We start from the raw sequence: 21,140 nt of genomic DNA, 5'->3' as shown, positions 1-21,140 counted from the left end.
TAACCCCGATTCGACTAATCAACTCCTATTTCTAAAGACGTCTTTACTTTTCGTAGGTCCATCGCGTACACATGCCGCCTTCCTTCGTGGATAGAATCAAATGAAATATGAGACCCTGCCCGATTCCAGCGCGGGTGCAAATCGCAACGAATGTCGCCTTCGATATCCGGCAAAGAGTAATAGGAACCGAGGGTCTTACCGCGTTTATTTTTCAAAAAATACAAATACAAATGCCGATAGCCCTCCGCATCGGGATAGCTGTCATAGAGCATGAACTGCCGATCTGGCGAGTAACTGCAGTGGCCGTCCTTCAAAAAGAAACTGTTGTCGATCATTTCGGCCTCATGCGTCAGATCTCTCAGCACATATAATTGATCGCCTGCATGACCGATTTCCGCTCCGCGTGAATGAAAAACAATGTTTTCCCGATCACGCCAATGATAATGAGACGCATACGAATAATCGGACAAGAGAAACAGGCCTGAACCGTCACGGTTGACCGTCAGAATAGCTGTTTCCCAGATTTCGCCGGGCTCAGGAAAGTAACGGACAAGGAAAACGAGACGGGAGCCATCCGTATTGAAAGTGATATGGTTAATCAGCAGCTTCTTGTCATGACCCCGAAAGCGGGATTTGGTGAAGTCCCATATTTGTTGAAGTGACAAGATCAATCGGGATTCGCCCGTTGCCAATTCGATCAGAAAAATCCCATCATCTTCAGTATGAGGTGCCTCTTTATACAGGTCCTCTCTCCCCGCATACCCATAACCAGGCCGAAAATCAAACATACGGTCGAAATTAATGCTTACCGCATACATGCCTGTGGGATCGACATTCGCCACCGGAAGCTCCAGTTGTCGGGAGGTTCCTTTATGAATATTTTGCACAACCCCTCTGTACGTTTCGCCATCCCTCGTGTTGTAGATGATCTCGTCCTCCGGGAAAGCAGGGTGCCACTGCAGCATGCTCCCTTGCTGAAAATTCCAAGCGGTCGTTTCCGCAATCGGATGAAAGGAATGGTCAAGCATATCGATGTACCCAATAACTGCAGTGTCTGCTGTGTCCGGAAGACGATCCATGAAATCGACTTTATGACATAGATGATATCGGTCGCTTTGGCTCCATGCAGGTGTGTCGTAATAACCAAAGAAATAATGCGCATCCTCCTGGGTAAGGCGTGCCGCCTTCACTAGTTCGTTCTTTATATTAAGCATGAGCTGCTCTCCTCCATCCGATTTCATCTTTCTATCCGCTTGTCACTCTTGATCGTTTTATCCCAGTCTGCCCTCGCCAGGTAGACATTGGATTTACCACCTCTGTCGGAGGAGAACAGGATATGCTGGTCATCCCGGGTAAAGAGAGGATGCGGATGCGACATCTGGCTCCGCCAGGAGGTGCCATGGGCGCAAAGAAGACCGACTTCTATGGAATCGCCATCGTATCTCAACAAGGACATATAGTTCCCTTTATCCTCCATCACTTCGCGAATGTGCGCACGATCACCGACGCCCATCGTCTCCCTGTAGTTCATCTGTATATGGGAAGGGCGGGTGTACGGGTAATAATATCTTCTCTCGTTCGAACCATCCACGTTGATGAAAATATCGCCATGCAACAAAAATTCATCCCCGATTCGCTCCCTAGAGGAGTACTGGGCGCCAATCCCTCCGCTGGCGGTAAAAAATTCATGTCCGATTCGCTCCAGTCCTACCTTCTGATCTACAAGCGGATACACTTTGTCATGGTCGATGCGCGCCGTCCACATTCTCTGAACCTGAAGCCATGGACCTTCATGGCAAAATACGATGATATTCGGGTCAATCGGACTTATATTCACATGTGAAATATACTGCCCTTCTCCCCATACCACATAGGGAGCTCTTCTTTCGATGTCATAACGGATGACCACACTCGTTGGTCTGCGGAAGTGCTTTTCCCTATGCGTTGAATAAGTACCACCTGTTTCCGTACATAGTTCCATATGTTCCACATACGAAAAAGCTAGGAATTTCCCAGAATTATCTATAGATAGATCGCTGGGCTTGAAGCCCTTTGGAATCTGCATGAGCTCCTCAGTTTCCAGATTATCAAGGCGAACCCGCATCAGCGTACGGTCTGCAAAATAATAAACGATATGATGCCAGGCATCGAGTACGGAACTAAAAGGACTTACCCCGTCCTTATCCGTAATCTGCACCATCTGTCCATCCTTAAACCGCAATGTGTACAATTGCATTGAACCCGTACGGTTAGAAGCCAGAAGGATGTAACTATTTTCAGAATCAATCAATGTTTTGGTGAAATAGGGATGATACGTATCGCCTGAATCGTCGGTGAGCTGTGTCACCTCAACACCAGTCAACTCGTCTTGCTTTTTGGTTATCGTCGAGTAATAAACATCACCTTTCATATCTTTCCACTCCTCATCATGCATTCTGCAATCTATAAAGTTGATAACACCTGGTTCATAGCATCAGCTTCGATTCCGGCAAGCAGGACGATACCAATGCCATGTGGATCATTCGTAACCGCCTTAAGATCATACTTGTAATAATCAGGGGAATAGGAATATTTGGATCCGCAGCACACACCATGGACCGAGCCATTGCCCTCAAAGGCATGGCTGATCAATCCGCTCCACGCCTTACGTACCGCATCTGCATAAATCCGTGGCTGATCCAGCCAGCCGAATCGAACCCCTCTGGCAAAAGCATATATAAACATCGATGTGCAGGACGTTTCCTCGAACGATCCTTCATCTGTCAATACTTGATGCCACAAGCCATTCTTCCCCTGGCGAGCAAGTAACCCTTCGGAAAAGTCTCTGAAGAAGGCAAGCAACGCTTCTCTGTCCTGATGGTCCTCCGGCATCATCTCCAGCAACTCTGACAAAGAAAAGATAACCCAGCCATTTCCGCGACCCCAAGGTATCCCATTAGCCATATGAAATTTGAAATCATAGACATGAGACATCAGTTTTTTATCGGGGAGATACAAGTATTTCTTAAAAAGAAGAAATTGTCTGGCCGCTTCATCCAGCCATTTGCGTTCACCTGTCAGCTTGTAATATCGGATCAGGAATGGGGTACTCATGTACAAGTCGTCCGCCCATAACGTATTTTCCATGTAATAGCCTTTGGATTCCCGATAGAACGCACCGTCATCCTGCCGTTCTTGTGTGTTTGCCATATAATCGGCAATGATATGCGCCAGCCTGATAAAACCATCATCCTGTGCCTCTTTATTTGCCTCCAGCATCGCACTGCCGATCGAACCGCAATCGTCTAGCATTTTCATATCAACCAGCTTCGTGTTAATGGCTGGATACCCGTACTGCTCACGGTCCCACAAGGAGTAGTTGTACATGGTCGTACACGACTTCAGATGTTGAAGGACGTATCGGACAATATCGTATCTACCAAGCTTTCTACCGGTCTTGAGAAGGCCGTACAATGTCACGCCAATTGGATAGTTCCACCTTGCGAAACGGGCATTTTGCAGGTAGGGTCTGATCCAAACGCCTGGTCTGTCTATCCGCCAGTAGGTATGGTTGCCAGCATCCGTTTCAAACACATGGAACATCGTTTGCAACTGTTCAGGGACAATGTCCTCGGAGCGCTCCAGCGGTCCTAAGTAAAACCAACATTCCTCCGTTCCTTTCACCGGGTGCGGCTGACTGAATGAATACGCCTCATCTCCAGCGGACACTTCCAGTGAAAAACCCCAATCTCTCTCGCCGCAGGCCGACTCGACTAACCAATTGTGTGCCCCGTAAGGGAGATTGGCCTCAACCTCAAATGGCCCCTCCTTCTCGGACATGGCAACTAGCTCATCGTTAACCCAGATGCGCAGCTGGCCGGTTGTCCATCCTTTCAAGGTGAATGGATTCCTACCGGCTAGGAAGGATTCTCCTTTGGACCACGCATATGCCACCTTGTTTGGCTGAATCCCGAATATTCTAGCGCAGTTCATCAGCGACACCTGATCCGCCGTCCACGCTTGAGAAGGAAACCACCGGGCAGGGGATTCCGACTCGGCTCCTCTTACATCAGGAAAGACCGTTTCTCCAAACCTTTCATCGTCTTGCGGTTCCGAATAAAGCCAACCGCCACAGTCATATCGTTCATGAAACGGGTTCATAAAGTCCAACGGAGTCGAATGGCTGCGGTTCGAGCCGAATATACAACCGAAACCGGAAGCTACCTTGCGGAAAACGAGTAGGAAAGCATTCCAGCCTTTTTGCAACTGTACTTCAACGATCTTTCGAGTCTGTACATTTACCTCTTCGGCTACACCAGATTTATACAGCAGCTTACCATTCAGCAGCAGCTTGGTCGGACCATAACAATTGACAGCCGTTTCGACAGACCTGACGTTGTCACTCCAAAGCATTCCAAGAGCGAAGGCGTACTGGCCAAAGGACGCATCGGGATGCTTATCATGCATATTAAATTCGAATCTGCCATCCTGCAGCTGAGGGATCGCAAGCCTGCTATAGCAGCGGAATACGAACGGATGTGGGGGATTGTTCGCCATATATGCCCCTGTAATCGTCTCAAGGATGGTGTCCGTATCCTGACTTGCCAGCTTATATGACATGCCGGCTTCCACTTCGAAATAATGTTTCATTCTTCTTCCTCCTTTCGCTTAAATATAGGTTCCCAGCTTGATCTCAGTCTATATTCATTTGTTCATATAGCACAAAAACGCCCTTCAACCGGTTCATTTCACGGTTTCGAAGGGCACTTGATTACTCGCTTATTTCGTTGTACTTCCTGTAGCAGGAATCTCTAGCATCCGTTCGCGATACTGACCAGGTGTCTCCCCTTCTACTTTACGGAAAGAACGGATAAAATTAGTCGAATTCGTATACTTCAACTTTTCCGAGATATCGGAGATTTTCATATTCGTTTCTAGGAGCATCTGCTTAGCAATCGTCAGCCGGTATTGTAACAAATAGTCACCGAAATTAACGCCAGCCTCTTGGCGAAACACTTTGCTGACATAATGGGGATGGTAGTCGATGCGGTCGGCACATAGTTCCAAAGTCAAGTCCGTATCGTATTCATCGTGGATCATCTGGATGACAGCTTCCGAAATTTTACGGAATTGATGGCTGCGTCTTTCCTCCAACAGTAGCAATACCGGACCTATAACGACTTCCTTAAACCAAGCCTCGACCTCTTCCGTCGTTCTCAACTTGAACAAAGTTTCTACAATCGATTCATCATCTTTCATTAGCGTGCGAATCGAGATTCCTTGATCCTGAAGCAGACTACCCAGTTCGGACAAAAACCGAATAAGGGAAAACTGGTAATCGTGGAAGTGAAACGGCTGAACAACCAGTTCCCGAACCATTTGATGCAGAAGATGGGTCGCTTGTTCCAAGTCGGAAGCATTGACCGCCTGCCTGAGTTCATCCGAAATCTTGACAGGATACGAAGTCTCAGCAGGGGAATCCGCAAAAATATCACGTATGGAAATAATCGCCTCGTGACCGAGCTTGACGCGGTATCTGAGAGCATCAATTGCTTCTTTATAAGCTTTAGGTACCTTCGTCCATTCCTCAAATGCATAACTAAGTCCGACGCTAACCGAAATATTTAAATACGTGCGAACCGCGCGCTGAATCTCTTCTGCCAACTTATACACGTTCTCTTCCCAGTTCGGATCGTTAAGGTCAGTGCCCAGAATCGTCAACTGAGATTCGTTCAGCACGATTGGATTTAGCAGAGAATGTTGTGGAGCAAGTTCCCCCGCAATATTGTTTACGGCGAACAACAGCAGGTCTAGATCCTGATCCTGATATCGGCTTCCTTCCAATGTATCGATTTCAATAGCCATTACATATAGGCTTCGCCAACTCTGCGGATATTGAAGGACGGACAACTTCTCCTTTATTTCCCTCGGTCCAACCTCGCCAAAGAAGAGCTTTTGTACAAAAAATTGATTTAACTGTGCAACTTGCCCTTGGATTTGACCAGACATTTCCTGTTGTCGATTCAACAAGGAAAGAAACCGTGTACCAATCTGCTGAAGCTCATCCTCGCGTTTAAAATACGGGAGTGGTTGGCGTACATCCTGGCCGACTACTGTGGCATAAAGCTTGCGTATCGGACTGTAAAATCGATTGGAACCCATGACCGAAAAGATAAGAACAAGGAACGTAATGATCAAACAAATCCAGATTGTAAACTGACCGATCGCTTTCGATTCTTGCGTGATCATATCGATTGAAACCGCCGACACATACATCCATCCAGTGAGGCTGGACCGAATAAAGGTAACTGCATAATCCTGGCTACCATACTGGATATTGATTTTACCCATATCGGCATCGAATCGGTTCAATTGATTGGTTAACTCTGTTTCACCCAGAAAGGCACGAGTGAAGCTTTCGTCTTGATAACCAAGCAATTTCATCTTACTGTCCAACATAAACACGCTTCCAAGCGGGCTTGTGTCTAGCAGCAGCTTGCGCAGGTGTGAGAATGGAATGTCTGCCGTTATGATCACATCAGGGTCTGGATCATAAGCAGGCTTCTTGCTAATCATGCGAATGCCATTCTGATTGGATTCCCATACTGTCTTCTGCGGAATTTCCAAAGTTGACTGGCTGCCATTTTGGTTGAAGGCGTAAATTCCCTTATTTCCAATTCTCCATTTACCGTGCATGTTATAGAATTCGATATCGCTTACACCTAGCTCAAACACCTGCAATTGACGAATACTGCCAGTTAGCTGTTCAAATTCGTTATAATATTTACCCTCCAGCGGCAGGGAGAGCACACTCTCCACAAAGGGGGAATGAAGCATTGTTGTGGCTGAAGCTTCTACCGTCTTCAGGTTCTGCTCAATGCGTGACTGGCTTAACTTTAATATTTGTAAGTTGCCTTCCTCCACATAGTTTTGAATCGTCCCCGATGTGCGAAAATAAGAGAAAAATCCCAATGCCAGCAGAGGTACGACACCAAGTACAAACCCGTATAGCACTAGTTTATTTAAATATGTTAGACCTCGAGTTTTCATGAACATACCTCCGCTGCTGGATGCTTGATCCTTCAGTTCTTATTTTAGCATATAACTGATTATAGCTAGCCGGTTCCCGTTAGTAAGCGGAAAAAGACGGAAGAGACCTCCCATCTTTTTAAGACCGATTATTTACCGCCTTGCTTCTTGTAGTCCTCTGTAAATTCCTTGATAATTTGATCACCACCAGCTTTACGCCACTGTTCAAGTGATTTTTTGTACCCTTCCTCGTCGATTTCACCCATGATGAATTTGATCTGTGCGTCACGGCTAATTTTATCCAATTCTGGTCCTTTCTCGGTTTTGGTTTTGGAATCAAGCGGTGTCGTTACATCGTAAATAGCAATTTTAGCGTTGTCGGCCACTAGCTTTTTCCCTTTTATGACTAGCGGATCTGTTGATTTAATTGGTAATTCATTACTTGGATTTGCAACTCCAAAAGCGAGGAAGTTGGCATCCGCCTTGCGATCCTCGGCGCGGGGATTAACAGGCTCAACGAATCCGTCTACGATCTTGTAATCGATATCTTTAATGCCTTTCCCCGTCAATGTTAACATTTCAGGAGTCGATATTTTGTCATAGAACGCTAGAATTTTCTTGAACTCCGCTTCCGTTTTAATACTGCTCTTGGAAAATACAAGGGCTCCATTGTACCCTGAAGTAGCCGATACCCTCAGCCCTTGTGGTCCCGTCACGCCTTGAATCAAATCGAACTCAGCTTTCGGATTCAGCTTTACCGCATCTTTCTGAATAGGTGGGGCATCGGATTCTACAGCAATCATGATACCTGCTTTTCCTTGAGTCATCATATCTCGGCGTTGCTGCGTATTAATGATAGCAAAGTCAGGATTCATTAGTTTTTCGGCATACAGTTTTCGGTAAAATTTGAGGCCATCCAAGTACTCCGACGTCAGGAAGTTGGGAACTACTTGACCGTTTTGCAAACCAAAATTCATCGGAGCGCCATGATAAACGGCTATGTTGCGCACCAGTGCATTTAACCCGTCTTCCACCAAGCCAACCGTATCCTTCTTGCCATTTCCGTCTGGGTCATTTTCTGTAAATGCTTTCGACACTTTGTATAAGTCATCCAACGTCTTCGGCATCGCTAGCCCCAACTTATCCAACCAGTCCTTGCGGATCGTAATCACATGGCGGGCAGCATCGCGGTGACGGGGAAGCATGTAGTATTTACCGTCAATCGCAACTCCTTTCAACACCTCTGGGTCCACTTGTTTGCTCAAATTCGGATAGTCCTTCAAATATGGACCCACTTCCCAGAATGCTCCCGATCGAGCTGCATTAATGATATTAGCCGATTTTGTTTCATTCGTGAACATGACCTGTGGAAGCGTTCCGGAAGCCATTGTGGCGTTCAACTTCTCTTTATAGGCCGTTTCAGGTACCCAAGTAATGTTCAGCTTCGTATTCGTAAGTTTCTCCAGTTCTTTTTGTACATCACTTGTTTCTTTCGGTGCTACGCCGGCCAACGTGCTCATAATTTCGATTGTCGTAGGCTGTGCGTCCTTCGGATTTTCCGTTTGCTTTGCAGATGTTGTCTGCCCAGTTGTTTGCTTTTCAGCGGAACAAGCTGTCGTCATCAGTAAACCAACCACGCTAACCGCCACAAGTGCTTTTACTCCTGCGTTCTTGTTCAAATCCATGTGATCAAGACCTCCGTTATATAATATTTGATAGTACTATAGTTAAATGGGTCCGTGAAGTAATTAGCCTTTAATCGAACCCACAAAAACACCTTTCGCAAAATGCTTTTGTAAAAAAGGATACACGCAGAGGATTGGAAGCGTAGCCACTGTAATGACAGCCATTTTCACTGTTTCTGGCGGCAGTTGGATATCCCCGTCTAGGTTCGCAGCATCGTCCAACCGGCCTTCGGATAACAGGACAAAAGAGCGAAGCAGGACTTGAATCGGCCATTTGTCGGTATCTCGGATATACAGAATGGCAGACAAGAACGTATTCCAATGTCCAACTGCATAGAACAGTCCGAATGTCGCCAGTGCCGGCAGCGATAGCGGAAGGATGATGCGTATTAGGATACTTAGATCATTGGCACCGTCGATTTTGGCCGATTCTTCAATCCCATCCGGCATCTGCTGGAAAAAGTTTTTGATAATTATGAGATTAAAGGTACTAATCGCACTCGGAATAATGAGTGCCCACATGGAATCCAGCAATCCCAAGGCTTTTACGATTAGAAAGGTAGGAATCAAGCCTCCGCTGAACAAGAGCGTGAAGATCACCATCATCATAATTGGCTTACGCCCGATTAAATCTCTTCTGGAAAGCGGATAGGCCATTAGGCAGGTCATGATTAGATTTACTATGGTTCCTCCAACTGTTATCAGTATGGTTACCAGCAGAGCATTCAGGATACGGTCTGTTGAGAATATAAAGCGGTACGCATCCAGCGTGAAATGCGTTGGAAACAGCACGAAATCTTTCGTAAGCTTTTCCGTCGGGCTGGCAAATGATGAACTGACAATGTGGACAAAGGGAAGCACTGTACTAAGCGCAAACAAGATCAGAAATGTATAATTGATATAATCAAATAAGCGGGAGCCCCAACTTCGCTCTTGAATCATGGCTTTCACCCTTCCTTAGAATATGCCTTCTTCTCCGAATTTTTTGGATAACCGATTGGCGAGTACGACCAGAATAAGACCTACTACTGATTTGAACACACCTATGGCCGTCGAATAACTGTACATGCCGTTCAGAATCCCAGACGTGTAGACATACGTGTCAAATATTTCTGCTACTTCCCGGTTGAGGGAGTTAAGAAGCAAATAGACATGCTCGAATCCGAGCTCAAGAATATTGCCAAGTTGTAAAATAAACAGGATCATAATGGTGCTCCTGATCGACGGCAGCGTGATATGCCACATTTGTCGCAACCGGCTGGCACCGTCCATACGGGCTGCCTCGTAGAGATGCGTATCCACGCCTGCCAGAGCAGCCAGGAAGATGATCGTCCCCCATCCGGTATCGCGCCATATATTTTGAAGGATATACATGGGGATAAATTTATCGGGGTCCATCATAAACGTGAATGGTTCGAAACCGAGCGAAACGATCCATTTCTGAAATAGGCCATCTGTCGACTCAAACAGGACATAGAACATGCCGATAATGATCACCCAGGACATGAAGTGAGGGATGTAGATCATCGTTTGTATTAATTTCTTAAACCTTTCTTTCCTCAGCTCATTGAGCATAAGCGCTACAATAATCGGCATTGGAAAGACAACGATCAGATTAACAAAAGACAAGATCAGTGTGTTTCTCAGTAGTTTAAAAAAGGTAGGTTCACTGAACAAACGGATAAAATGCTTCAAACCCACCCACTTACTTCCCGACATCCCCTGGAACGGAGAATAATCCTGAAACCCAATCGCAATTCCCCACATGGGACCGTATTTGAATATTAAGAAGTAGATAATGCCGGGCAACAGCATGACATATAGCCACCGATCCTTGAGTAGCTTCCCTGTCACGCGATTCCATCTTCTCCTTTTAAATCGTGCGTCAGCCTGTTTATGTGCTGAATAATCGACTGCACCCATTATGTCGTTCACTCCTTCTGTCTAATGAATCATATCCGCCGCACCACACCTTCAAATGCGGTGCTTACGGTTTTTATTCTAATGAGCGTAGGAAATATCCGTCTATATTCATTTGTTCAGAAAGGGGTTTCACGATACGTCCAGTGTGTAACTGACCCATTTTGATCATTTGTTCGACTGGTCCTCATGAATGATTGGTGCACACAATAAAAAAGTCCCGATGACTGTACTAGCTCACCGAGACTTTCTAAGAGATCTATCCTTCTGTGTATTCTAAAGACTTAAGTTTAGTATGCTCGGCTTTCGCAGAGGCGATTAAGACCATCCTAGGTGTGATATACTGGGAATGGAAAATTTCGGAGATTGCAATCGATTGGAGCTTAGTCAAACTCATTTTGGAGGGATGAACATGAACCAAAACAACGCAAACAAAATCGCAGCGCAAGTGGGGGATCGCGAGATTATAATTACTCGCATATTTGATACTTCCCGCGAGATTGTGTTTGATGCATGGACGAAAGAGGAGCACCTGTCGAAGTGGTGGGGACCTCAAGGTTTTACGACGACTTTTCAGACGTTTGATTTGAAACCGGGTGGTACATGGCAGTTTATCATGCACAGTCCTGATGGCGTTGATTATCCCAATACCAACATCTTTGTCGAGATCGTTAAACCTGAGCGAATCGTCATCAAGCATGATGTGTTTCCCCATTTTCTAGCGACCGCAATCATTGAGGATCTGAATGGTAAAACCAAACTTACTTATAGTTCGGTTTTTGAAGAAACTGCCGATGTATTCGATAAGGTGAAAACTTATGCCGTCCCAGGGGCCGAACAAACCATGGATCGTCTTGAGGAGCATCTGGCAAGTATGTCTTAAAAGTAAGAGGCCTTAGCTCAATCATTTAGAGTCAACAATATCATCAAACCTGCTCAGCAAAATAACTGGATTTTCTGTATATAAATCGCACGAAATTCCTTCATCTGAGCAAATAACTGGATTTTACCCTGTTAATTTCAACCAATTTTGTCTAACTGGGGCAGTATGAGCAAATTAACTGTATAAAATCCATCTAATTGCCTTCAGTAGGCTATATCCCTGAAAATAACTGTATATAATCCAATTAATCCATCCAAACAGCCCCATTTTCTAATCGATTAGTACGGGGAGTGGGGACTTATTCCTTTGAAATAATAACTACGGTGGCATAGGAGGTACACCCAGCCTTGTTCATGGAACAACCTCACCCTACACTAATTAATTGGATACCATCTTAATGTCGTTGTATCTGTTACGCTCTCATGAGCATAACGGTATTCATAAAGGGGTTTACCTTCAGATGAAAATGCTATAGGTTTTAATAAAGACCCAATAAATGCTTTAGGCCACCATACTACTAAGGGTTGGTTTTGTTCTATTTTCCTTTTTACACGATCTGTCCCTTCCCCGACTTCGATAAATGCAACATTTGGGTCATTTGTAATTACAGCTATTAATGCTATCGACTCTGGGGGAACCACACCTGTGTACTGGTAATTAAGCCAACCAACAGTCCTTACTGGTTCTGAAACATTTGCATGGTCCAATGTCATAACCGCATTTGAAAGCCAAAAAGGTCCTTTCTTACGAACCACTGATGTTCGTTCTCCCCTAGGAGTGTCTAACAGAAATATTTTTCCCCATGGTAAATCTAATTGATCAAAAACGGTTGCATCCACTCCGACTGATGATTGTGCTTTCGCAGCGCCGATTGCAGTAAATCGAGTCCCACCTATATAACTGATGTATGAGTACCAGCTAGCTGCACATAACATAACGATAGCCAAAATGAATACCTTATATTTTGATTTCATATTCCCCTCCAATTCATTTGCCTATTCTTCGCCTAAAAGCCTGTTATTTGACAGCGGCAATGACGAAATCGGAGATCAAATCCTTCGTATCCTTCTTATCCAAAGAAGAGGACTGCAGGTTCGCCGTGACCACTGCGACCAAGTCCAGATCGGGGACGATCACGATATAGCCGTAACCGCGATCGTCCTTAGACTGGACTTGTTGCTTCACGGATTCTTGAACCCATTCCTTGGGGATGATCTGCTTGCCATCCCAAGAACCGTTCTTCAAATACAATAAACCGAATTTCGCCAATTCGGGAGGTGTTAGGTACAATCCGCTTCCCCCACCGTATACCCCGGTCGAATCGGCATCCCATTTTTGAACAAGGATCCCCATAGGCTTAAACAGATTGGTTTGAGCGAAATCTTTCGTGCTCATTTTGGAGGCTTTGGCAATCGCGCCCGATAAGAATTGGGGAATACCCGTATTATAGGAAAATTTCTCCCCGGGTTTATCCTTCATCGGCTTCTTAATCGTATAGTCCATCCAATCCTTGCTGGAGAAAAAGGCTTCATAGTTGCTGTCAACAGGCTCGAGACCGTCAGTCAACGTCAATACATTCTTGATCGTGATGGATGCTTTGGGAGAAGCGTTCCCGTCGGTAAAATATTGCGGCAGTAAGTCCGACAGCTTTTGATCGGGACCTTCCAGAAGCTTTTGGTCAATGGCAATGCCCGTCAAAGCGGACATGACGCTTTTGGTTACGGAATAAACAGGATTGTAACGGTTACCATCCATGCCTTGATAGTATTTTTCGTACACCATGTACCCATGCCGGACAACAAGCAAACTGTATACATTGGGGTAGTTCTCATTGATTCGTTTTTCCGAAGCTGCAAGAACACTAGAATCCAAGCCCTGTTCCTCGGGGACAGACGTATTCCACTTGTCGGTAGGCCATATAAATCCGTTATTCGGGTTAGCTGTGGCAACGTGACTGGAGACGGATGATGCCTCTTGAGTACAGCCTGCAGTAGACAACAGGAAGCCCGATCCTACAGTTAAAATAAGTAGGGGTTTGATCGGAAGTGAAAGGATGAACTTATACATATTAATTCCTCCAACTTATATGTCTTATGTCTTCCCTTATTTACGTCCTTCTTCTAAATGAGTATATTTTATTCCTCTTCTAATATCCGCGTCACTAGGTCCAACCTGAATCCATTGTCCAATTCCTCTATCCGTATACGTATAGTAAACTCCAGGTTCATCTTTAAAAAGTACATATACCCCCATTTGAGGCACCTTCCCAAAATATGCTTTAATCTCAGAAATTTCGGAAATTTGGTATTGTTTCTCGTTAACTAGATATGCTTGTAATTCCTTCTCAAGATTGCTTTTCTTTACTTCAACAAAAAAATACATCGATATTACGAAGAATACAATGCTAACGCTAACCCAGAGCCATTTTCTTTTATTCACTAACATCCTCCACGGCATTTAGGCCCTTCGTCACATCATAGAATCAATGTTCTTTATTCGCAATTATACCAAATTTTAGCTGAAATTAGGTTTATATATTTCTTCTAAAGGAATAGTTGTCTAACACACACACTTGTTCTATGAGACGGACATATACTAGATTAATAAAGCTAGAAAGGGGGTATTCCCTTGATGCGATCAGATTCTTATTCAATTTGTAAAAAGTACCTCAATCGAGAAGTTACGATTAAAACGACACACGGCACTTACCGTGGAACCATTGTGAAAGTCGACGGACACAAGGTCTATTTGAAACCAACACGTAATGGAAAGAAAGCCCATATCTCGTTCCTGCCATTCCTTATCCCATTAGTTCTGTTTGATCTCTTAGCCATTTTTCTTGTGGAGTCCAGACCATTTTCGCCTTTCAGACCCTTCTTCTAAAACAATGACCACCGCAAATAAATCCTGTGGTGGTCATTTCTCATTCAACACTTTTTTATCCAATTTCCCTAAAGGTGTATAGGGCAACTGCTCGACGAAGCTGATCTCTTTGGGCAACTGAAACCGCGCCAATCTGGTGCGCAGCCAATCCATAAGCTCCCTGTTTGTCATTTCCGCATGTGGAACCAACTGAACCAACGCTTTCAACCGCTGCCCGAAATGCTCGTCCGGGATCCCTAAGACGGCTACATCCTCGACGAATGGGTGAGTGCGTAAGATTTGTTCCACTTCAAACGGATACACATTTTCCCCCGCTGAAACAATCATACTGTCCACTCTTCCGCGCAAAAAATAGTATCCCTTCTCATCCCGATAGCCCAAATCGCCGGTTTCGATCCATGCATGAGCCTTGTTTCGCATAGACCATCTGTTTCTAATACATATGTGACCTACGCTGCCGATTGCAGCTTCTCTTTTCTGTTCATCCATAATTTTTAAATGGACACCGTTTATCTGTCTGCCGATCGTGTCTGCGGAGTAGGTCAAATCCTGTGGAACTGCTATGATATTCAAGCCCGCTTCCGAAGTGCCGTAAAGATTGTACAACACATCTCCCAATTGACTTAACGTCTCTTGGACCAATTTAGGATTGAGTTCGGCACCGCCTGAAGCTATACAAGACAGTGATTTCAAATCGTCCACGTTGGTATTTAACATTTTATGCACCATTAAAGGTACTACCGTTACGATATCAACCTGATGTTCCCGAATCAAGCGACAAGCTTTCTCTGCATCGAATCCCCGATGAATCACTACTTTTTTTCCCAATGCACAGAATAGGAGCAGCACAGCTACGCCATAACCGTGATAAATAGGTGTCGCAATGTAAGCCGTATGCTTTTTTAGGATTTGCAGCCGCTTAAGGAATGCCGCAAATGGATCCAAATAATTGAAAAGCGATGGTTTATGCGCCGCTTCTTTGGCCTTGCCTGTGGTCCCGCCTGTCAACAGCACTAATTTCCCGGAGGAAGCTCGGCGCTGTCTTTGCTTTGCGTAATTCGTTGGTATAGAGATATTATTTATCGCAGCAGGATCTGTAGGATGATGGCTCAACAGTTTGGCGTTCGTGTACGTAGTTTGCTCAAGTAAGGCGCTTAGTTCGTCATCATAGACCACAAGGTGAAAATCTTTACTTTCCAGAATCCCCTGCAATTGGCCCTTGCTCATTTCCGCATTCAGTAGATAAATATCAGCCCCCGTAAAAGAAACCGCATAGATGGCTTTCACCAGTGAAGTATGGTTTTTGCACAGAAAGCCCACCTTCTTGCCGCCAGTAAGTTGGTATTTCATCTTCAAAATGGCCGAAAGCTGTTTGGATTGTGCAAACAATTCCTTGTAAGTTAAGGTTTCCCGCTCATCAACAATAGCGATTTGGTTCCCGTAGGTTCTAGCTGCAAAATGAAGTAAAGCCATCAGATTGATGCCAGAGGTGTAAATGGCGGAGGCTAACCGGAACAACGCTACCAGCGAGAGCAGTCTCATTTGATATAACACATAGATCAGTTTAAATATCCTCATGGCCGTTACCCTTTTTCCTTAGCATTCTTGGCATGGTGTACTCCCAATATCTTCTGAGAAATACGGAAGCTAGCTGTCCGAAAATCAGCCACCATGGTTTGAGTGTCTTTCTTTGCGTATAGATCGCTTTCCCGATCATCTTGGCAACCTGCCCTGGGGACATAGCGGGGACCTTACGATACGCAGCGGTCGGCAGAATCATAGGTGTTCGAACTAGCGGTAGATAGACCACGGTCGTGGCGATCCCCATCATGTTCAGCTCGGGAGCGGCAGACTGGAACCAGGTGTCAAAAGCAGACTTCGAAGCCTGGTACGCAGCCCAATGCGGCAAGGGGAGCAACATCGTATTGACCGTAGAGACATGGATGACGTGCCCGCCTCTTTTTTCAAGAAGGGGAATGGTAGACAACAGCAGTTGCACGGGGGCGAAATAATTAATCGCCATTGTCCGTGTGAAATCATGATAGCGGTCCAATGACTGCTGAATGGAACGCTTAATCGAATGACCCGCATTACTGATGACGATATCTAACCCATCCGGCAGTATATGGAGAAAGGTCAGCAAACCCTCCATGTCCCTCTGATCTCGAAGATCCGCTGAGAACACACTGACGCGGGCTGCTTTCGCTTCGATTTGACTCTTCATGGCCAAGAGCTTTGCCTCTCGTCTAGCTACCAAGATCAGATGAACCTGAATATCAGAAAGCAGATAAGCGAGTTGTTCTCCTATTCCGGAACTGGCTCCGGTTATAAGAACCGTTTTGCCTGCTAGCTGGTTCTCCAGTTTCTGTCTATTCAAATTCGTCGATGGAAATAAGAGATATTCGAGAAGGCTGTATCTGCTAGCGCTTGGCATGAATTCACTACCTTCTTTACCTTTTATGGTACTATAATGAAATGAATAGACGGTAAGGGGATACATATATGAAGAATTCAATTGAGGCTTTAATCGGATTAAGGGGTTTTCTTGCCCTGTCTGTCGTTATCTATCATATCTACAATTCTAGCGTTTTGGAAAACAATTCTACAAGCCCTACACCTTATTTTATTTAAATAGTTTCTTATTTCTTATTTTCATTTACTTATCCTATGGTATGGAGAATTTCAATATTCTAATACCAACCCTACTGGCCTTTCCAGTCTTTGTATCCCTCATCATGGGGCATGGTTTACTGGCTGATTTCCTAAAACTCCATCCACTACGATACTTGGGCTACAGTTTGTACATGTGGCACACGTTCATTATGTTTCCATTGAAAAAGATCATGCCTAAACTACAAGTATACACAGACAGTTCGTTCCTTACTTTTCTTATTTATGCTTTTGTAACTCTAACTTTGTCGTTATTAATTTCTCATCTTTCTTATCAATTCATCGAGATTAGATTAACGAACTATTTGAAATCGTTACTTGGCATGAAGAAGAACTACAAGACAGGTGCCTCCGTTGTCCACTAATTCAAGCAAACAAGGAAATCCTCCTGACGGTCAACTTCACACTCAACAATAACTGGAAAACCTCCCGTTATTTTTCCGGTTTCAGCTGGAGTTTAAAGATTAGCTGGAAAATATGCAGCTAATTTTTGAGTTTCAGCGGTTTCTGAAGAAATCACTTAAAACTACATGTAGGTTTTACAGTTATTTCTAGAAAATCGAGGATTCTCACGGAATTAACTGTATGTTCTCCCGTTATTTCGTACAAGGAATCCCAATGTCAAAAGAAGACCTCTTGCGCAAGCTGCATGAGGCCTCTTCTCTTAAACCAACGTCAACACCGTAATCTCAGGTCGACACATGAACCGAATGGGTTGTACCGACACACCGATCCCCCGATTCGTATAAAGAGTGAGCGACTTATTCTGTCCGACCTGATAGCGTCCGTATGGATATTTTATGCCATAGGGAACCGAAGCCAATGGTCCAATGAACGGGAGTCTCACTTGACCACCGTGGGAATGCCCTGAGAGTTGCAAATGGACAGCTTCACTAGCAGCAACATCCGCATAATCTGGTGCATGAGATAATAAGAGCACCCAGGCCTCCTTTTGCACCGGTTGCATAGCCGCTTTAAGATTAGGAACGCCCTCCCACATATCTTCTACACCGACGATCCCAATGGATTGGTTGCTTTTCTGTATCCGCACACCCTTATTGCGCAGGCAGCGAAATCCCCCTTCCTCTAGAACGTCCGCTACTTCCTCAACATCTCCGTAGTAATCATGATTGCCGAGCACGGCATAGCAGCCGTAAGTCGCTGTAATCGTACGCAAAACATCTCGAATGGCTTGACCATGTTGGCCAATCTCATAATCGACTAGATCGCCTGTAAAGCATACGATGTCCGGTTTTTCCGCCTGAATGACCTCTGCTACCTTGGTTAATTGCTTGATATCCAAATGAAATCCAAAATGCAGATCGCTGAATTGTACAATCCGCAGCCCCTTGAATGCCTCAGGCAGTGTAGGGAACGAGAGCGGAATTCGCTCGACTTGCAACCAACGGGGCTCAACCCACGTGGCATATCCGTAACTAATAGGGGGGACCGATAGTAGACCTCCACCTAGCATTAAACCCTTTTTCAAAAAGGAACGACGACTCATTTTATCCATATTTTTCATATCATCATCATATATCAAAAAGGGGCCAACTTGCTATTTTCACCCGCTGAATGTCATAGACGATTTCCAGAAAAATATTTCCAAAAAGGTGAAACAAATGTTCAATACCATCCGTTTAATGGGTACAGATAAAAATAATGGAAACGTACATTAACTAAGCAAAGGATGAGCCAAATGAAGAAAAAGGTTTTAGCCGCAGGCCTTCTATCGACCGCGATCCTGTTAACATCGGCTTTTACGCCTGTCTCTACGAATGCTGGTCAGGAAACTATCGTCAAGCTTGAGGGCCAACCGATCGCTTTCTCGCAGCAGCCTCGCATGATGGAAGGGATTTTGATGGCGTCTGTTCGCGATCTTGCAAGCGCTTTAGGGATGGAAGTGGCGTGGAATGAGGCTGAACGGGTTGCTGTTGTTACACGGAACGGATACGAATTGAAGCTGCCCGTGCACACCGACTATGCCTACGTAAATGGGAATGCCGCCACCATGAACGGAATCACGCAAATCGTAGATGGCTCCCTCTACGTACCGCTGCGTTTCTTTATGGAAAGCGCGAATCAGATTGTTCGCTGGGATTCAGCAACCAGCTCTGTTGCCATCACCAAACAAGCTGACAGCTTGCCGGTTGTCGGAACCTATGACCACTTGGTTACCCTATTGACGCAAAATGAAAGCAACCAACGCCCTGAAGGGGTCATAACAAAATCAGCCGTCTCTGAATCTTCCACTATTTCCTCAGCACCTGCTACAGCCGACAGTGCTGGTGTCGCGGCCCGAGACTTGGCCAAGTCCGTGTCACCTGAGTATTCTGGAACGAACGTACAAGTTCAAGGTGTCGATGAATCGGACGTCGTCAAGTCGGATGGAACGTACATCTATACCGTGAATAAGCAGCGCATTGTCGTTACGCAGGCTTATCCCGCTGATCAGATGAAAGTGCTGAGTATCCTTAATTTCCCCAAAACTCAAAGTACGCAGTTTCTACCAAGTGAAATCTACGTAGACGATAAGCACCTGATTGTGTTGGGGCAATCTTATCAGAACTTCAAGCCGGTACCCTATAATGAGGCTGCCAGCAGCAGCAGTAGCAGTGTAGCCATTTCAGACAAGAGGCTGATCTCACCAATCAGGTCGCAGGCAACTACGAGGGTCATGGTTTACGATCTCACGGATCGGAGTAACTTGAAGCTAGTTAAAGACGCTGAACTTGAAGGGAGCTACATCTCTTCCCGCAAAATCGGATCGTCTCTTTATTTTATCGCCAATAAGTATGTCAATTACTATCATTACCGCGAAATAGCGAATACGGATGGCGCGAAAAAAGAACTAGCCCCCTCTTACCGAGATTCATCGGCAGGCGATTCCTTTACTTCGGTTCCATTAGATCAGATCTACTATTTGCCCAAAGCACTTGAACCTAACTATGTGCTCATCGGAGGCATTAACCTGGATGATCTAACCCAGACGATGAATGTTACCTCATACCTCGGCTCGGGGCAGAACGTGTACGCCTCCGAAGAGAACTTATATGTGGCCGCAACGAAATATGAAGATCAACAACAGGAAACGATTCTCTATCAATTCGGGCTGAACACAGGAAAAGCCGTATATAAAAATACCGGCAAAGTGCCTGGCCATCTACTCAACCAATTCTCCATGGATGAGCATAACGGTCACCTCCGTCTTGCCACAACCACAGGAGAAATCTGGCGGACAGATGAGGGAACATCGAAAAACCATGTCTACATCCTTGACGCGAACCTGAAAGAGGTAGGCAAAATCTTAAACATCGCGCCAGGTGAGCGCATTTATTCCACCCGCTTCATGGGCGACCGCGCCTACATGGTTACTTTTAAAAACACCGACCCGCTATTCGTCTTGGATTTAAAGCAACCTGATCAGCCAAAAATGTTAGGGGCACTGAAGATCCCAGGCTACAGCAACTATCTGCATCCCTATGATGAAAACCATATTATTGGCTTCGGGAAGGATACCGTTGAGGTTGAAAACAAAAACGTGACAGGCTCACAATCCATCGCCTATTATCAAGGCATGAAAGTAGCTTTGTTCGATGTATCCGATGTGAATAATCCGAAGGAGAAATTTACGGAAATGATCGGCGATCGTGGAACCGATTCTCAGCTGCTGAGTAATCACCGCGCGTTGCTCTTCTCCAAAGAGAAAAATCTGCTCTCCTTCCCTGTTACCGTGATGAAAATAGATCCGAATCAAGCGGCAAGCAATCCGAAGAATGTGGCTAGTGCATACGGAAGCTTTGCTTTCCAAGGAGCGTACGTCTACAACCTTGATTTGGAAAAGGGGTTCCAGTTCCGCGGCGGCATCACCCATCTCTCGCAGGAGGAACTGAAAAAAGCAGGGCAGCACTTTTATGCCGGTGACAAGCAGGTGGAGCGCGTTCTCTATATCGGCGATACGCTGTATACCGTCTCGAACGGAATCATTAAAGCGAACGACCTCAATACACTGCAAGAAAAGAACGCAGTGGTCATTCCATAAGCAAACGAAAAAAGCCTCGAATCCTATAAGGATCGGGGCTTTTGCGTTG

The 21,140-nt window shown here is 45.3% G+C and carries 16 protein-coding genes; 3 read left to right on the top strand and 13 right to left on the bottom strand.

The annotated features are described in order from the left end of the window. Positions 1-14: 14 nt before the first annotated feature. The 7 genes from AC58QG_RS19450 to AC58QG_RS19420 all read right to left on the bottom strand — a co-directional run bounded on the left by AC58QG_RS19450 (position 15) and on the right by AC58QG_RS19420 (position 10,616). Positions 15-1,214, bottom strand: coding sequence for a TolB-like translocation protein (locus tag AC58QG_RS19450; RefSeq protein ID WP_497363785.1), 1,200 nt, complete (start codon positions 1,212-1,214; stop codon positions 15-17). 23 nt (positions 1,215-1,237) lie between these two features. Next, on the bottom strand, positions 1,238-2,410 hold the full coding sequence (locus AC58QG_RS19445; protein ID WP_497363784.1) for an oligogalacturonate lyase family protein: 1,173 nt from the start codon (positions 2,408-2,410) through the stop codon (positions 1,238-1,240). A 32-nt stretch (positions 2,411-2,442) separates the two neighbouring features. Then, positions 2,443-4,629 (bottom strand): glycoside hydrolase family 88/105 protein, encoded by a 2,187-nt coding sequence (locus AC58QG_RS19440; protein ID WP_497363783.1) that lies wholly within the window; start codon positions 4,627-4,629, stop codon positions 2,443-2,445. 129 nt (positions 4,630-4,758) lie between these two features. Continuing rightward, a complete protein-coding gene (locus AC58QG_RS19435) occupies positions 4,759-7,029 on the bottom strand; it encodes a helix-turn-helix domain-containing protein (RefSeq protein WP_497363782.1) in 2,271 nt (756 codons plus the stop codon). A gap of 128 nt (positions 7,030-7,157) precedes the next feature. Next, positions 7,158-8,693 (bottom strand): extracellular solute-binding protein, encoded by a 1,536-nt coding sequence (locus tag AC58QG_RS19430; protein WP_497363781.1) that lies wholly within the window; start codon positions 8,691-8,693, stop codon positions 7,158-7,160. Between the two features lie 63 nt (positions 8,694-8,756). Next, the gene (locus tag AC58QG_RS19425) at positions 8,757-9,635 is read right to left on the bottom strand and encodes a carbohydrate ABC transporter permease (protein WP_497363780.1); all 879 of its coding nucleotides are present in this window, start codon (positions 9,633-9,635) and stop codon (positions 8,757-8,759) included. Positions 9,636-9,650: 15 nt separating this feature from the next. After that, complete coding sequence (locus AC58QG_RS19420) at positions 9,651-10,616, bottom strand: ABC transporter permease (protein ID WP_497363779.1); 966 nt, start codon at positions 10,614-10,616, stop codon at positions 9,651-9,653. A 409-nt stretch (positions 10,617-11,025) separates the two neighbouring features. Between AC58QG_RS19420 and AC58QG_RS19415 the strand changes: the two genes are divergently transcribed. Then, entirely contained in the window at positions 11,026-11,496 is a 471-nt protein-coding gene (locus tag AC58QG_RS19415; protein WP_497363778.1) for an SRPBCC family protein, read from the top strand. A gap of 374 nt (positions 11,497-11,870) precedes the next feature. Here AC58QG_RS19415 and AC58QG_RS19410 read toward each other — a convergent pair whose 3' ends face one another. The 3 genes from AC58QG_RS19410 to AC58QG_RS19400 are packed head-to-tail and all read right to left on the bottom strand — an operon-like array spanning position 11,871 to position 13,935. Next, entirely contained in the window at positions 11,871-12,470 is a 600-nt protein-coding gene (locus tag AC58QG_RS19410; protein ID WP_497363777.1) for a hypothetical protein, read from the bottom strand. Between the two features lie 43 nt (positions 12,471-12,513). Next, entirely contained in the window at positions 12,514-13,563 is a 1,050-nt protein-coding gene (locus tag AC58QG_RS19405) for a serine hydrolase domain-containing protein (RefSeq protein WP_497363776.1), read from the bottom strand. Positions 13,564-13,599: 36 nt separating this feature from the next. Next, positions 13,600-13,935, bottom strand: coding sequence for a DUF3139 domain-containing protein (locus tag AC58QG_RS19400; RefSeq protein ID WP_497363775.1), 336 nt, complete (start codon positions 13,933-13,935; stop codon positions 13,600-13,602). Positions 13,936-14,127: 192 nt separating this feature from the next. On the opposite strand from AC58QG_RS19400, the gene AC58QG_RS19395 reads away from it, so the two are divergent. Beyond that, complete coding sequence (locus AC58QG_RS19395) at positions 14,128-14,379, top strand: hypothetical protein (RefSeq protein ID WP_497363926.1); 252 nt, start codon at positions 14,128-14,130, stop codon at positions 14,377-14,379. A gap of 33 nt (positions 14,380-14,412) precedes the next feature. Here the strand turns inward: AC58QG_RS19395 and AC58QG_RS19390 are convergent, their stop codons facing one another. The 3 genes from AC58QG_RS19390 to AC58QG_RS19380 all read right to left on the bottom strand — a co-directional run bounded on the left by AC58QG_RS19390 (position 14,413) and on the right by AC58QG_RS19380 (position 18,574). Further along, positions 14,413-15,957, bottom strand: a complete 1,545-nt coding sequence (locus AC58QG_RS19390) for an AMP-binding protein (RefSeq protein ID WP_497363774.1) — start codon at positions 15,955-15,957, stop codon at positions 14,413-14,415. Then, the gene (locus AC58QG_RS19385; protein WP_497363773.1) at positions 15,944-16,813 is read right to left on the bottom strand and encodes an SDR family NAD(P)-dependent oxidoreductase; all 870 of its coding nucleotides are present in this window, start codon (positions 16,811-16,813) and stop codon (positions 15,944-15,946) included. The genes AC58QG_RS19390 and AC58QG_RS19385 overlap by 14 nt, the downstream gene beginning before the upstream one ends. A gap of 900 nt (positions 16,814-17,713) precedes the next feature. Then, the gene (locus AC58QG_RS19380; protein WP_497363772.1) at positions 17,714-18,574 is read right to left on the bottom strand and encodes a metallophosphoesterase; all 861 of its coding nucleotides are present in this window, start codon (positions 18,572-18,574) and stop codon (positions 17,714-17,716) included. Positions 18,575-18,748: 174 nt separating this feature from the next. Here AC58QG_RS19380 and AC58QG_RS19375 point away from each other — a divergent pair, with 174 nt between their 5' ends. Continuing rightward, on the top strand, positions 18,749-21,091 hold the full coding sequence (locus tag AC58QG_RS19375) for a beta-propeller domain-containing protein (RefSeq protein ID WP_497363771.1): 2,343 nt from the start codon (positions 18,749-18,751) through the stop codon (positions 21,089-21,091). The last annotated feature ends 49 nt before the right edge of the window (positions 21,092-21,140 follow it).

The organism is Paenibacillus sp. J22P169, assembly GCF_059691995.1.
This window is presented reverse-complemented; position numbering and strand designations above follow the sequence as displayed.

What these genes read in the sequence shown, in the direction of transcription:
- AC58QG_RS19450 (WP_497363785.1), bottom strand. Translation starts at nt 1,214, where the DNA reads ATGCTTAATATAAAGAACGAACTAGTGAAGGCGGCACGCCTTACCCAG.
- AC58QG_RS19375 (WP_497363771.1), top strand. Translation starts at nt 18,749, where the DNA reads ATGAAGAAAAAGGTTTTAGCCGCAGGCCTTCTATCGACCGCGATCCTG.
- AC58QG_RS19440 (WP_497363783.1), bottom strand. Translation starts at nt 4,629, where the DNA reads ATGAAACATTATTTCGAAGTGGAAGCCGGCATGTCATATAAGCTGGCA.
- AC58QG_RS19420 (WP_497363779.1), bottom strand. Translation starts at nt 10,616, where the DNA reads ATGGGTGCAGTCGATTATTCAGCACATAAACAGGCTGACGCACGATTT.
- AC58QG_RS19405 (WP_497363776.1), bottom strand. Translation starts at nt 13,563, where the DNA reads ATGTATAAGTTCATCCTTTCACTTCCGATCAAACCCCTACTTATTTTA.
- AC58QG_RS19385 (WP_497363773.1), bottom strand. Translation starts at nt 16,813, where the DNA reads ATGCCAAGCGCTAGCAGATACAGCCTTCTCGAATATCTCTTATTTCCA.
- AC58QG_RS19445 (WP_497363784.1), bottom strand. Translation starts at nt 2,410, where the DNA reads ATGAAAGGTGATGTTTATTACTCGACGATAACCAAAAAGCAAGACGAG.
- AC58QG_RS19395 (WP_497363926.1), top strand. Translation starts at nt 14,128, where the DNA reads ATGCGATCAGATTCTTATTCAATTTGTAAAAAGTACCTCAATCGAGAA.
- AC58QG_RS19435 (WP_497363782.1), bottom strand. Translation starts at nt 7,029, where the DNA reads ATGAAAACTCGAGGTCTAACATATTTAAATAAACTAGTGCTATACGGG.
- AC58QG_RS19430 (WP_497363781.1), bottom strand. Translation starts at nt 8,693, where the DNA reads ATGGATTTGAACAAGAACGCAGGAGTAAAAGCACTTGTGGCGGTTAGC.
- AC58QG_RS19425 (WP_497363780.1), bottom strand. Translation starts at nt 9,635, where the DNA reads ATGATTCAAGAGCGAAGTTGGGGCTCCCGCTTATTTGATTATATCAAT.
- AC58QG_RS19380 (WP_497363772.1), bottom strand. Translation starts at nt 18,574, where the DNA reads ATGAAAAATATGGATAAAATGAGTCGTCGTTCCTTTTTGAAAAAGGGT.
- AC58QG_RS19390 (WP_497363774.1), bottom strand. Translation starts at nt 15,957, where the DNA reads ATGAGGATATTTAAACTGATCTATGTGTTATATCAAATGAGACTGCTC.
- AC58QG_RS19410 (WP_497363777.1), bottom strand. Translation starts at nt 12,470, where the DNA reads ATGAAATCAAAATATAAGGTATTCATTTTGGCTATCGTTATGTTATGT.
- AC58QG_RS19415 (WP_497363778.1), top strand. Translation starts at nt 11,026, where the DNA reads ATGAACCAAAACAACGCAAACAAAATCGCAGCGCAAGTGGGGGATCGC.